10 protein-coding genes are annotated in these 12,908 nt (G+C 74.8%); 6 read left to right on the top strand and 4 right to left on the bottom strand.

All coding sequences use genetic code 11. From position 1 onward, the window contains the following. The first annotated feature begins 252 nt into the window (after positions 1-252). The 6 genes from ACFVU3_RS09055 to ACFVU3_RS09030 all read left to right on the top strand — a co-directional run bounded on the left by ACFVU3_RS09055 (position 253) and on the right by ACFVU3_RS09030 (position 8,072). Complete coding sequence (locus ACFVU3_RS09055; protein WP_390064998.1) at positions 253-1,905, top strand: protein kinase; 1,653 nt, start codon at positions 253-255, stop codon at positions 1,903-1,905. A 79-nt stretch (positions 1,906-1,984) separates the two neighbouring features. Further along, complete coding sequence (locus tag ACFVU3_RS09050) at positions 1,985-2,905, top strand: hypothetical protein (RefSeq protein WP_390064997.1); 921 nt, start codon at positions 1,985-1,987, stop codon at positions 2,903-2,905. Between the two features lie 98 nt (positions 2,906-3,003). Further along, a complete protein-coding gene (locus ACFVU3_RS09045; protein WP_390064996.1) occupies positions 3,004-3,714 on the top strand; it encodes a PadR family transcriptional regulator in 711 nt (236 codons plus the stop codon). A gap of 97 nt (positions 3,715-3,811) precedes the next feature. Beyond that, positions 3,812-4,555 carry an ABC transporter ATP-binding protein gene (locus ACFVU3_RS09040; protein ID WP_390064995.1) on the top strand — a complete coding sequence of 248 codons (744 nt, stop codon included), beginning with the start codon at positions 3,812-3,814 and terminating at the stop codon, positions 4,553-4,555. Then, a complete protein-coding gene (locus tag ACFVU3_RS09035) occupies positions 4,552-7,419 on the top strand; it encodes an ABC transporter permease (RefSeq protein WP_390064994.1) in 2,868 nt (955 codons plus the stop codon). Before ACFVU3_RS09040 ends, ACFVU3_RS09035 begins: the two co-directional genes overlap by 4 nt. 98 nt (positions 7,420-7,517) lie before the next feature. Further along, positions 7,518-8,072, top strand: a complete 555-nt coding sequence (locus tag ACFVU3_RS09030) for a bacterial proteasome activator family protein (protein WP_390064992.1) — start codon at positions 7,518-7,520, stop codon at positions 8,070-8,072. A 145-nt stretch (positions 8,073-8,217) separates the two neighbouring features. On the opposite strand, the gene ACFVU3_RS09025 is transcribed toward ACFVU3_RS09030, so the two are convergent. From ACFVU3_RS09025 to ACFVU3_RS09010, 4 genes are all read right to left on the bottom strand, one after another. Continuing rightward, entirely contained in the window at positions 8,218-9,198 is a 981-nt protein-coding gene (locus tag ACFVU3_RS09025; protein WP_390064991.1) for an NAD(P)H-quinone oxidoreductase, read from the bottom strand. Between the two features lie 114 nt (positions 9,199-9,312). Continuing rightward, the gene (locus ACFVU3_RS09020; protein ID WP_390064989.1) at positions 9,313-10,407 is read right to left on the bottom strand and encodes a potassium channel family protein; all 1,095 of its coding nucleotides are present in this window, start codon (positions 10,405-10,407) and stop codon (positions 9,313-9,315) included. Beyond that, the gene (locus ACFVU3_RS09015; protein ID WP_390064987.1) at positions 10,395-11,888 is read right to left on the bottom strand and encodes a molybdopterin molybdotransferase MoeA; all 1,494 of its coding nucleotides are present in this window, start codon (positions 11,886-11,888) and stop codon (positions 10,395-10,397) included. Before ACFVU3_RS09015 ends, ACFVU3_RS09020 begins: the two co-directional genes overlap by 13 nt. After that, complete coding sequence (locus ACFVU3_RS09010; RefSeq protein ID WP_390064985.1) at positions 11,858-12,820, bottom strand: DUF6457 domain-containing protein; 963 nt, start codon at positions 12,818-12,820, stop codon at positions 11,858-11,860. Before ACFVU3_RS09010 ends, ACFVU3_RS09015 begins: the two co-directional genes overlap by 31 nt. Positions 12,821-12,908 lie beyond the last annotated feature (88 nt).

The raw sequence follows: 12,908 nt of genomic DNA, 5'->3' as shown, positions 1-12,908 counted from the left end.
CGTCACGCTACAGGCTTCGTACGACATCACGGTCCGCGATGACCGGCCATCCAACCCTTCTCGTGTACGCCTGTGCAAATTCCGTGAGTTTCGCCCGGTCCCGCGCGACTCCGCTTGTGCGGAGGGTCACGGAACGGGCACCCGGCTTGACGTGTCAGGGGCCTCGGGCAGACTTGGCGCAGAATCGGCCGGATATCGAGGTCCGGCCGGAGACGACAGACCGACGCCGCGGGGCGCAGGGGGACAGCACACATGAGCCACGACGGCGCTCAGGGCGGCCGCTACGCGGGCGGTTCGGTCGCGAACGGCCGCTACCAGCTGCGCGACCTCCTCGGCGAGGGCGGCATGGCCTCGGTCTACCTGGCGTACGACAGCGCGCTGGACCGCCAGGTCGCGATCAAGACGCTCCACACCGAGCTGGGCCGCGAGGCGTCGTTCCGCGAGCGGTTCCGCCGCGAGGCGCAGGCCGTGGCGAAGCTCTCGCACACCAACATCGTCTCGGTCTTCGACACCGGCGAGGACACCCTCGACGGCGGCCTCATGCCGTACATCGTCATGGAGTACGTGGAGGGGCAGCCGCTCGGCTCGGTGCTCGCCTCCGACGTCCGCCAGTACGGGGCGATGCCCGCCGACAAGGCGCTGAAGGTGACGGCGGACGTGCTCGCCGCCCTGGAGGTCAGTCACGAGATGGGGCTGGTCCACCGCGACATCAAGCCCGGCAACGTGATGATGACCAAGCGCGGCGTCGTGAAGGTCATGGACTTCGGCATCGCCCGCGCCATGCAGTCCGGCGTCACCTCCATGACGCAGACCGGCATGGTCGTCGGCACCCCCCAGTACCTCTCCCCCGAGCAGGCCCTGGGCCGGCCGGTGGACGCCCGCTCCGACCTTTATTCGGTCGGGATCATGCTCTTCCAGCTGCTGACGGGCCGTCTCCCCTTCGACGCCGACTCGCCGCTCGCCATCGCCTACGCGCACGTGCAGGAGGAGCCGGTCGCCCCGTCCTCCGTGAACCGCTCCGTGACGCCCGCGATGGACGCGCTGGTGGCCCGCGCGCTGCGGAAGAACCCGAACGAGCGGTTCCCGAGCGCCGCCGTCATGCGCGACGAGTGCCTGCGGGTGCTCTCGGCCGGCCAGTCCGCGGCCCCCGTGATCGTCGCCGGCGGCCCGGTCAACAGCGGCTCCGGCGTCGGCTCCGCCGTCTTCCCGCCGGTCGGCCAGACCCCGCCGCCGCACCCCGGCCCGCACGTGCAGCAGCCGTACCCGGCGCACACCCAGCAGCCCGGCCCGTACGGCCCGCCGACCCCGGCCCCCGCGCCGGTGCCCGGCCCCGCGTACGGCTACCCCCAGCAGGCCCCGACGCCCGCCCCCGGCTACCAGACCCCGCCGCCGGTCTCCTACGCGCCCGCGCCCGCGCCGATGGCCGCCCCGGCCGCCGCACCGCGCCGGAACATGCCGGTGATCGTCGGCGCGATCGTCGTCGCGCTGCTCGCCGTCGGCGGCGTGATCGTCGTCTCCAACCTGAAGGACAAGAACGACGGCGGGACGACCGGCGCCACCGGCGCCACCGGAACCGGCGGCACCGAGCAGACCCAGACCGACAGCCCCGGCCACAAGGGCCCGGACCTGTCGAAGACCATCGACACGAAGAAGTGCACCGAGCCGCGGGAGTCGAGCGACGACCCCGAGAAGTTCGAGGTGCCGGACTTCACCTACAAGAACCTCACCTCGGTGAAGGACTGCCTGAACGCCGCCGGCTGGAAGACGATCAAGCAGACCCCGGTGGACGAGAACACCTACGGCGAGGACACGGTGCTGGCCCAGTACCCGCCGGCCGGTACGGACATCCGGCCCGACGAGGCCGAGTTCACCCTGGAGATCTCCACCGGCAACCCCCAGAAGTAGCCGCCCCGGATGCCGGAACCACCCCGGCATGTGACGCTGAGTCGGACACCTCGGCGGCACGGCAGGGGAGGGATTCCCGGTGACTCCCACACGCGGCGGGACCGGCGGACGCGGCAGCGGCGGCAGGCACCGCCGCGCGGGGACACGGACGCGGGCGCGGGCCGCCCGGTCCGGCCGCGCCCTCCGGAGAACCGCCCTCGCACCCGCACTGGCCTGCGCCTTCACTCTGTACGGGGTCTCCGGCGCGGCCCTCGCCGGCGCCACCGGGCACCCCGCGGGACCCGCCGCCGGAACCTCCGGGGCCCCCTCCGGACGCGCCGCCCCCGCGCACGGCCCCACCGCCGGAGCCACCGCGCCCGGCTCCTCCACCCCCGCCCGGCCGTCCGGCTCCCCGCCCGCCCCCACCGCGACCGGCGGACCGGACTCCACCGCCCGGCCGGGTACGACCCCGGCCCCCGGCCCCACCCGCGGAACCGGCCTGCCGCCCGCGCCCACCGGCACGGGCACCGGCCCCGCCCCCGGCACCACCGCGCCCGTCACCCCCTCCGCGCCCACGGGCACCCCCACCGCCCCGCCCGCCGGCACCGCCGCCCCCCGCCCCGGGAAGCCCGCCACCCGGACCAGCGACGCCCCCGCGCCCACCGGCTCCCCCTCCCTCGCCGGCCGGCCCGCCGCGGAGGGCCGCACCCGGCCCGGCCGCCCCGAACAGGCCACCCCCACGGAGACCGAGGACGCCACCGCCACCCCCTCACGTGACAGAACCGCTACAGAATCCGCCGCCGACCGCCTCCCCGAGGAGGACGCCGGGGTACCCGAGGAGGAGGCCGCCGACCGCCCCGAAGCGGCCCCGGCCAGCCGCCCCGGCGCCGTACCGCAGCTCGCCGTGGGGACCGACGCCACCGTCTCCGACCAGCCCGTTCCCCTGCTCACCCTCGGCATCGGACTCACGCTGACGGGGCTCGGCCTCGGCTTCCTCGGGCTCCGGCTGCGCCGCCGCTGACGCCCGTACCGCCCCTTCCGGCTCCCCCTTGAGGCGGACCCTCCCGGTCCGTCTCACGACGGTTGCCGCCTCTGACATACCCGGTATACATACTCGGTATGTCGATCCGCCACGGGCTCCTCGCCCTCCTCGAACACGGCCCCCGCTACGGCTCCCAGCTGCGCACCGAGTTCGAGTCCCGCACCGGCTCCACCTGGCCCCTCAACGTCGGCCAGGTGTACACGACCCTGGGCCGGCTCGAACGGGACGGCCTGGTCGCCCAGAGCGGCGAGGACGGCGCCGGCCACGCGCTGTACGCGATCACCGACTCCGGCCGCGCCGAACTCCGCACCTGGTTCGAACAGCCCGTGGACCGCACCAGCCCCGCCCGCGACGAGCTCGCCATCAAGCTCGCCATGGCCGTCGGAGCACCCGGCGTCGACATCCGCGAGGTCATCCAGTCCCAGCGCCGCCACACCGTGAAGGCCATGCAGGACTACACCCGCCTCAAGGCCCAGGCCCTCACCGCCCTCGAAGGCGGCGGCTCGCGCGAACGCGACGACGTGGCCTGGCTCCTCGTCCTGGAACAGCTGATCTTCCAGACCGAGGCCGAGGCCCGCTGGCTCGACCACTGCGAGTCCCGGCTCATCCGCCTCTCCTCCACCGTCACCACCACCACGACCGCCCCCGCCGCCGCCCCCGCCGCCGTCCCGGAGCCGGGGCAGGGGCCGGGGGTCCGGCGCGGGCCGGGGGCGGGGACGGAGGGGCTGGGGGCCGGGGCCGGGTCGGGGGGCCGGCGGGGGGCCGGGGCCGAGGGCCGGGCCCGCTGACCGAGGGCCCGGGCCCCCGTACCACCACATCACTCTCACCACACCGCTCACATCCGTGCCCGGCCGCCGCCGCGCACGCCGCTAGGGGGACCCCTCCATGTCCACACCGCTCGCCGCGCAGCCCGTGCTGCGCCTGCAGAACCTGACCCGGGTCCACGGGTCCGGCGCCACCGAGGTGCACGCCCTGCGCGGCATCGACCTCGACGTGCACCCCGGCGAACTCGTCGCCGTCATGGGCCCGTCCGGCTCCGGCAAGTCCACGCTGCTCACCATCGCCGGCGGCCTCGACACCCCCACCTCCGGCCAGGTGATCGTCGAGGGCACCGACATCACCACCGCCGGACTCAAGGAGCTCGCCGCCCTGCGCCGCCGCAGCATCGGCTACGTCTTCCAGGACTACAACCTCATACCGGCGCTCACCGCCGCCGAGAACGTCTCCCTGCCGAGGGAGCTCGACGGGACCTCGGCCCGCAAGGCGCGCGTCGAGGCCGTCGCCGCCCTGGAGGAGATGGGGCTCGGCCACCTCGCCGACCGCTTCCCCGACGAGATGTCCGGCGGCCAGCAGCAGCGCGTCGCCATCGCCCGCGCCCTCGTCGGCGACCGCCGCCTCGTCCTCGCCGACGAGCCCACCGGCGCCCTCGACTCCGAGACCGGCGAGTCCGTCCTCGCCCTGCTCCGCACCCGCTGCGACGCCGGAGCCGCCGGCGTCCTCGTCACCCACGAGCCGCGCTTCGCCGCCTGGGCCGACCGCGTCGTCTTCCTGCGCGACGGCGCCATCGTCGACCAGACCGTGCGCAGCGAGGCCGACTCCCTCCTCACGGGCCGGGTGGCAGAGGCGTGAAGACCTGGTTCCACTCCTGGCGGGCGGCCGTCCGCATCGCCCGCCGCGACGCCTGGCGCGCCAAGGGCCGCAGCTCGCTCGTCCTCGCGATGATCGCCCTCCCCATCCTCGGGGTCAGCGCCGCCGATCTCACCATCCGCAGCTCCGAACTCTCCGTCTCCGAGCGGCTGGAGCGGTCCATCGGCGCCGCCGACGCCGCCTTCACCGACCCCGGCTTCGGCGGTGTCGCCGTCTTCCAGGCCCCCGAGGGCGACAACGCCTACCCGGCGAAGGACGTGGAGGACAACGTCCCCTGGCCCAGCGGTACGACCGACCCCCGGAAGGCCATCCCGGCCGGCGCCCGCTGGATCAGCGACACCCAGGGCGCGGCCAAGCTGACCACCGTGCACGGCCTGCTCCAGACCGACGTCCGGGAGCTGAAGGCCGACGACCCGATCGCCAAGGGCATCACCACCCTCCTCGACGGGCGATACCCGCAGAAGGCCGACGAGGTGATCGCCACCTCCGCGTTCCTGGAGAAGAGCGGGCTCTCGGTCGGCTCGACCGTTTCCGCTCGCAATTTCGACCAGCCGTACCGGATCGTGGGCTCCTACGAGCTCCCCGACACCCTGACGGCCGCGCAGATCACCGCGCTGCCGGGGGCGTTCCTCGCCCCGTACGGGAAGGCCGCGGAGAAGGCCGGAGCGCTCGCGCCCGGCTCCACGACCTCGTACCTGGTGCAGCACGCCGGTGGTTTCACGTGGAACAACGTGAAGGAGATCAACGCCAAGGGCGTCACCGTGATCTCCCGGGCCGTCCTGCTCGACCCGCCCGCCGACTCCGAGGTCCCGCTCTACCAGCGGGAGAACTGGCGCGACTACGAGTCCAGCGGCGCCGCCGACGCCATGCTCCTCGCCTCCGTCGCCACCGTCGTCGGCCTGGCGATGCTGGAGATCTGCCTGCTCGCCGGCCCCGCCTTCGCGGTCGGCGCCCGCCGCTCCCGCCGCCAGCTCGGCCTGGTCGGCGCCAACGGCGGCTCCCGCAGCCACATCCGCGCCATCGTGCTGAGCGGCGGCCTCGTCATCGGCGTCGCCGCCGCCGTCATCGGCACGGTGCTCGCCCTGATCCTCACGCTCGTCCTCCAGCCGTTCCTGGAGGACTTCATGGGGCAGCGGTTCGGCGCCTTCGACGTCCGGCCGCTCGAACTCCTCGGCATCGCGCTGCTCGCCGTCCTCACCGGACTGCTCGCCGCCATCGTCCCCGCCGTCACCGCCTCCCGGCAGACCGTGCTCGCCTCGCTCACCGGCCGCCGCGGCGTCCGCTCCACCAGCAAGGTGCTGCCCGTCCTCGGCCTGGTGGCGCTCCTCCTCGGCGCGGCGATCGCCCTCTACGGCTCCGTCGTCACCGACCAGTTCGTCATCGTGGCCGGCGGCTCGGCCCTCGCCGAGCTGGGCGTGGTCGCCATGACCCCCGCCATCGTCGGGCTCTTCGGCCGGACCGGCCGCTGGCTGCCGCTCTCCCCGCGGCTCGCGCTGCGCGACGCCGTCCGCAACCGGGGCCGTACGGCTCCCGCGGTCGCCGCCGTGCTCGCCGCCGTCGCCGGCACCGTCGCCGTCGCCACGTACACGTCGAGCAGCGACGCCCAGTACCGCGCCGAGTACAGCGCCAGCCTGCCGCACGGCGCCGTCTCCTTCTTCCAGATGGAGGAGGGCGGCCGGGACGTCCCCGCCGTCGCCGACGCCGTCCAGCGCTACTTCTCCGTCGAGACCCGCGCCGACGTCTCCCGCGTCGCCGTCGGCAAGCCCGGCTGCCCCGCCTGGGGCGGCGGCGCCGGCTGCGGCCAGTACGAGGTGATGGTGCCGCGCGCCAACGAGTGCCCGATGTGGGCCACGACGACCGACGGCAGCGACCCGTCCGAGAAGTTCACCGCCGAGCAGCGGCGCACGATGATGCGCGAGGACTGGCGCTGCAAGCAGACCTCCGGCGGCGGCGGTGTCTACGTCGACGGCGGGCTCCTCGTCGGCGACGCCCGGCTCCTGAAGGTCCTCGGGATCACCGACGCCGGCGCCGCCAAGGCCCTCGCCGACGGCAAGGCCGTCGTCTTCTCCCGGCCGCTGGTGGACAAGGACGGCACGCTCGGCATCAAGCAGATCACCGACCTGAAGGCCGCCGAGAAGGCGTCGGCGGAGTACAAGCCCGCCCCCGGCAAGGTCTCCCGGATCCCCACCCACCTGGTGCCCGGCGCCCCGAAGACCTACGGCCTCCAGGTCCTGATGAGCCCCGCGACCGCCAAGGCCGCCGGTCTCACCGCCGTCCCCGTCGGCGCCTACTTCAGCACCGACGCCCTGCCCGGCACCGAGCAGCGCCAGAAGCTCGACGCCGAACTGGCCACCCTGGGTGCCGGGATCGACCTCACCGTCGAGGAGGGCTACGTCTCCGACGACAGCATCTTCCTCCTCGCGCTGACCGTCTTCGCCGGCCTGGTCACCATCGGCGCCGCCGGCATCGCCACCGGCCTCGCCCAGGCCGACGCCGAGGCCGACCTGAAGACGCTCGCCGCCGTCGGCGCACCGCCGCGCGTCCGCCGCACGCTCAGCGGCTTCCAGTGCGGGGTGGTCGCCGCCATGGGCGTCGTCCTCGGATCGGTCGCCGGACTCCTCCCGGCGATGGGTCTGCGGCTCACCGAGGAGCGGCAGCAGATCCGCTTCCACGAGCAGACCATCGCCGAGGGCTGGGGCGGCGACCTCACCCCGCCGTACGTGCCGATCGTGGTGCCCTGGGAGACGCTGGCGGCGCTGCTCGTCGCCGTCCCGCTCGGCGCGGCCCTGCTCGCCGCGCTGGTGACCCGCTCGAAGGGTGCCGTGGCCCGCCGCGCGGCGACCTGACACCTTTCCGTGCCCCGACCGTGCCCGGGGAGGAGGGTGGATCACCCTCCTCCCCGGGCACACCTCGTGATGAAGCATGTGTGCGAGAGAATGGCGGCATGGAGATGCCGAGGAATGACAGGTCGCCGGAGAGCCCGCAGGTCCTCATCATGGGACAGGACGGGATGACTTTCGGCGGCGCCCAGGGCGACGACGAACCCCGCGAGGTCCCGGTGACGGAAATGGTCGAGCAGCCTGCGAAGGTCATGCGGATCGGCAGCATGATCAAGCAGCTTCTGGAAGAAGTTCGGGCGGCACCTCTCGACGAGGCCAGCCGGGTCCGGCTCAAGGAGATCCACGCCAGCTCGGTGAAGGAGCTGGAGGACGGTCTCGCGCCGGAGCTGGTCGAGGAACTGGAGCGGCTGTCGCTCCCGTTCACCGACGAGGCCATCCCCTCCGAGGCGGAACTGCGCATCGCGCAGGCCCAGTTGGTGGGCTGGCTGGAGGGCCTCTTCCACGGCATCCAGACGGCGCTGTTCGCCCAGCAGATGGCGGCCCGCGCCCAGCTGGAGCAGATGCGGCGGGCCCTCCCGCCCGGCGCCTCGCACGACGACGACGACGAGCCCGGCGGCCGTGGGCACGGCCGGGCGGTCGGCTCGGGGCCGTACCTGTAGGGCCCTGGGGGCTTTTTCGCGGAGGCTTCCTGCCGGCCTTCCCCGCGGGACCGCTTCCTCTGTACGTGACGGGCCCGGCGCACCGCGTGTGCGCCGGGCCCGTCTCCGTGTCGCCCGGGGCCCCGGCAAGGGCCGCCCCCGTGTCTCAGGGGGCCAGGAGCAGGACCTTGCCGACGTGCGCGCCCGACTCCAGGACGCGGTGGGCCTCGGCGGCCTCCTCCATCGGGAGCGTCCGGTCGACGACCGGACGGACCGTGCCGCCCTCGACCAGCGGCCAGACGTGCTCGCGGACGGCCGCGACGATCGCCGCCTTCTCCTGGAGCGGGCGGGCGCGCAGGGTCGTCGCCATCACGGCGGCCCGCTTGGCGAGCAGCGCCCCGAGGTTCAGCTCGCCCTTGACGCCGCCCTGGAGGCCGATGACGACGAGGCGGCCGTTGAAGGCGAGGGCCTGGACGTTCCGCTCCAGGTACTTGGCGCCCATGATGTCCAGGATCACGTCCGCGCCGGCCCCACCGGTGGCCGTGCGGAGCTCCTCGACGAAGTCCTGGGTGCGGTAGTCGATCAGCACGTCCGCGCCGAGCTCGGCGCAGCGGGCCAGCTTCTCCGGGCTGCCGGCGGTGACCGCGACCTTCGCCCCGACCGCCTTGGCCAGCTGGATCGCCATGGTGCCGATGCCGCTGGCCCCGCCGTGCACGAGCAGCGTCTCGCCGGGCCGCAGGTGGGCGATCATGAAGATGTTGGACCAGACCGTGCAGGCCACCTCGGGGAGCGCGCCGGCCGTGGCCAGGTCGACGCCCTTCGGGACCGGCAGCAGCTGGCCGGCCGGGACGACCACCCGCTGGGCGTAGCCGCCGCCGACGAGCAGCGCGCAGACCTCGTCGCCGACGGACCAGCCGGCGACGCCGGGGCCGAGGGCGGCGATCCGCCCGGCGCACTCCAGGCCCGGGTAGCGGGAGGTGCCGGGCGGCGGGTCGTAGAAGCCCTGCCGCTGGAGGACGTCGGCGCGGTTGACGGCGCTCGCCACCACCTCGACGAGGACCTCGCCCTCGCCGGGCACGGGATCGGGCACCTCGGCCCAGACGAGGGCCTCGGGACCACCGGGTTCCGGAATCGTGATCGCATGCATGGCGGCGAGGCTACTCCCGCTCCCCGCACCGGTGCGGGCGGTCCCCCGGCGGCGTCCGTCCGGTCAGTCCTCCGGCGGCGTCCGTCCGGTCCTCCTCCGGCAGTGGCCGTCCGGTCAGTCCTCCGGCGGCGTGGTGAGCGGGGTGACCGGGGCGGCCGCCCGGACGATGGTGATGACCCGGTCCGTGAGCTGGAGCGGGCTGGCCGCCGGGTCGTCGTAGCCGAGCAGCCGGTGGCCGCGCAGCACGCTCACCACCAGGTCGTCGGTCTCGCGGACGCTCTTGCCCGCCTCGGCCTTGGTCACCGGGCGCTCGACCAGGTCGAGGCCGGAGCCCTGCTGGATCAGGTCCTCCATGACCGTGCCCGCGCTGGGGCTGAGCACGGAGAGGCCGAGCAGCCGGCCGGCGGCGGAGGCGCTGGTGATGACCGCGTCGGCGCCGGACTGGCGGAGCAGCGGCGCGTTCTCCTCCTCGCGGACGGCGGCGACGATCTTCGCGCCCCGGTTGAGCTGGCGGGCCGTCAGGGTGACCAGGACGGCGGTGTCGTCGCGCTGGGTGGCGATGACGACCTGCCGGGCCCGCTGCACCTCGGCCCGGAGCAGGACGTCGCTGCGGGTGCCGTCGCCGACGACACCGACGAAGCCGTCGAGGTTGGCCGCCTCGATGACCTTGCCGGAGGGGTCGACGATGACGATTTGGTCCTTGCGGAGGCCGGTGGCGCAGAGGGTCTGGATCGCGGACCGCCCCTTGGTCCCGAAGCCGACGATCACGGTGTGGTCGCGCAAGGTGGACCTCCACTTCTTGAGGCGGAACTCCTCCCGGGTCCGTTCCGTGAGGACCTCGAGAGTGGTGCCGACCAGGATGATCAGGAACAGCACGCGCAGCGGCGTGATCACCAGGATGTTGACGAGTCGCGCGGAATCGCTGTACGGGACGATGTCGCCGTATCCGGTGGTGGAGAGGGTGACGGTCGCGTAGTAGGCACAGTCGAGGAAGTCGACGCTGCCGTTGGCGTTGTCGTGGTAGCCGCCGCGGTCGGCGTAGACGATGAGGACCGTCAGGAACAGGACGCCGAGGGCCATGAGGATGCGCCGGCCGACCTGGCGGAGCGGATCCACGGACCGGCGGGGCAGCCGGATCCGGGAACCGGTCACCTTCTCGTCGGCATGACGGGCCATGACGTCACGGCTGGGAAGTTTCACGTGAAACATGCTCCTTGAGCGGGCGGCGTCGCGGTCGGCCGGGGGAGGGCGAGGAGCTCCGGCCGCCGGCCGGGCTCGGCTCCGCCGGGCGGGACGACGGCCATGGCGTCGGCGGCGGCGATGCCCCGGAGCATGGCCGGCCCGTTGTAGCGCAGGGGCACGACGAGCCCGTCCTGGTGGATCACGGGGACGAGGCGGGTGTCGTGCGGGTGGCCTTGGACGGCGTCGCGGAGGGGTGCCTGGGGAGCGTGGGCGGCCTGACCGGCCTGGGCGGCCTCGGCGGTCCCGGTGGTCCCGGTGGTCCCGGCCTTCTTCGTCGCCTCGTCGGCTCGGACTCCGGTGAGCGCGGACAGCAGGGGGGCGGCGAGGGTGAGGAGGCCGGAGACGGCGGCGAGCGGGTTGCCCGGCAGGCCGACGAGATGGCGTCCGGCGTCCAGCCGGGCGAGCAGCATGGGGTGGCCGGGGCGCACCTTCACGCCGTCGACCAGGAGGATGGCGCCGGCCTTGTCGAGGACCCGGTGCACGTGGTCCACGGGCCCGGCGGCGGTGCCGCCGGTGGTCACGACGAGTTCGGCCGCGGAGCCCGTGACGGCCGCGTACAGCGCCTCGGCGTCGTCGCCGATCCTGCGGGTCGCCAGGACCTCGGCGCCGAGCGCCGTCAGCCAGGGCCCGAGCATGGGTCCGAGGGCGTCCCGGATCAGACCCTCGTGGGGGAGTCCGGTCGCCAGGAGCTCGTCGCCGAGGACGAGGACCTCCACCCGGGGGCGGGGCAGCACGGCGACCTCGTCGTAGCCGGCGGCGGCCGCGAGGCCGAGCACGGCCGGGCCGACGACGGAACCGGCGGGCAGCAGCTCGTCGCCGGTCCGGCACTCCTGGCCCCGAGGGCGGATGTCCTGCCCGGTGACGACCTCGCGGAGGGGGTGCAGCAGCAGAACCGTTCCGGCCACCGCCTCGCGCTCGTGGGCGGGGCGGGAGGGGTCGGTGGCGGTATCGGTACCAGCGGCCGCTTCCGTGCGGGAGCGCTCGGTGAGGACGTGCCCCGTACGAGAGTGCTCGGCGCGGGAGTGCTCGGTGCGGAGGACGGCGGTCGCGCCGGCGGGGACGCGGGCGCCGGTGGCGATCCGTACCGCCTCGCCCGGAGCGAGGGCCGCGGCCCCGGCGTGGCCGGCGAGGACGGAGTCCTCGCGCACGGTCCAGGGACCCGGTCCCGCGACCGCCCAGCCGTCCATGGCGGAGCTGTCGAAGGACGGCAGGTCGGTGAGGGCCCGCAGCGGTTCGGCGAGGGTGCGGCCCAGCGCCTGCCCGAGCGGTACGCGGACGGGCGGGCGGTCCGTGGCCGCGCGGGCCTCGGCTCCGGCGCGGGCGGCGAGGGCACGCGCCTCGGGCCAGGGGGTGGCGCGGTGGTGCCCCTGCCCCCGCTCGGACGCGGGGGCAGGGGCGGGGGCGGGTTGTCCGGGGGTCATCCGGCCTCGTCCTGTTCGGCCGCCCATCGCTGGGCGAGGGCGGCGGCCTTGCGGGCGGCCTCGGCGACCGCCTCGGCGGGAGCCGCGCCGCCCTCGGCGGCCTTCGCCGCCGCGTAACCGACGAGGAAGGTCGTCAGGGGAGCGGCGGGGCGGGCGACGCCGTGGGCGGCATCACGGGCCAGGTCGAGCAGGACGCCGGTGTCGACGTCCAGGTCGAGGCCCAGTTCGGTCTTGACTGCGGTGATCCATTCGTCCAGCACGGCTCCATGGTCCCTGATGCGGGCCCGGGCCGTGGCGATGTCCTCCCAGGTGTCGCAGTCGAAGGAGGCCGCCGGCTCGTCGGGGCCGGCCGCGACGCGCACGGCACGGAGTCCGCCGGTGACGTACCGGAGCGGGAGGTGGTCGAGGCCGCGGTGGGTGTGGCGCAACGCGTCGAGCTCGCGGCGCAGCGGGCCGGTGCGGTAGACGGCGACGAGCGGCTGGTCGCGCCCGTCGGAGTCGGTGAGGAGCGCGGCCTCGGCCTCCGGTTCGGCGTCCAGCGCGGCGAGCAGCCGGCGGACGGTCGCCTCGCCGAGGAACGGCAGATCGGCGGAGAGGACGAGCAGGACCTCGGGCGCGGAGGCAGGGGCGGAGGCGGGCTCTGGAGCGGGCGCGGAGGCGGAGGCGGGGGCGGAGGCGGGCTCTGGAGCGGGCGCGGGTCCGGCGGCCCGGAGTGCCTCGGCTCCGGCGTCCAGCGCGGCCACGGGGCCCGTGCCGGCACGCTGCTCGCGGGTCCAGCGGACGGGCCGGACGGTGGGGCGCGGGTCGCCGACGACCACGGTCAGGCGGGCTCCGGCGCAGGCGGCGAGCACCCGGTCGAGCAGGGCCCGGCCGCCGACCCGTACCGCGGGTTTGTCCACGCCGCCGAGGCGCCGCGCGGCACCTCCGGCGAGCACGACGGCGTCATATGCGGTGGTCACCCCAGCAGTATGGTCCGCCGCCGCCCACCCGTGCCCGGCCGGTCTCCTGATGAGACGCGCCGGGGCCGCTCACACCGTCGTACGGCCC

This window comes from Streptomyces sp. NPDC058052, assembly GCF_042885515.1.
Taxonomy (GTDB): domain Bacteria; phylum Actinomycetota; class Actinomycetes; order Streptomycetales; family Streptomycetaceae; genus Streptomyces.
Note: the sequence above shows the minus strand (reverse complement) of the source record. Positions and strands in the feature narration are given on the sequence as shown.

What these genes read in the sequence shown, in the direction of transcription:
- ACFVU3_RS09055 (WP_390064998.1), top strand. Translation starts at nt 253, where the DNA reads ATGAGCCACGACGGCGCTCAGGGCGGCCGCTACGCGGGCGGTTCGGTC.
- ACFVU3_RS09045 (WP_390064996.1), top strand. Translation starts at nt 3,004, where the DNA reads ATGTCGATCCGCCACGGGCTCCTCGCCCTCCTCGAACACGGCCCCCGC.
- ACFVU3_RS09040 (WP_390064995.1), top strand. Translation starts at nt 3,812, where the DNA reads ATGTCCACACCGCTCGCCGCGCAGCCCGTGCTGCGCCTGCAGAACCTG.
- ACFVU3_RS09030 (WP_390064992.1), top strand. Translation starts at nt 7,518, where the DNA reads ATGGAGATGCCGAGGAATGACAGGTCGCCGGAGAGCCCGCAGGTCCTC.
- ACFVU3_RS09025 (WP_390064991.1), bottom strand. Translation starts at nt 9,198, where the DNA reads ATGCATGCGATCACGATTCCGGAACCCGGTGGTCCCGAGGCCCTCGTC.
- ACFVU3_RS09020 (WP_390064989.1), bottom strand. Translation starts at nt 10,407, where the DNA reads ATGTTTCACGTGAAACTTCCCAGCCGTGACGTCATGGCCCGTCATGCC.
- ACFVU3_RS09015 (WP_390064987.1), bottom strand. Translation starts at nt 11,888, where the DNA reads ATGGGCGGCCGAACAGGACGAGGCCGGATGACCCCCGGACAACCCGCC.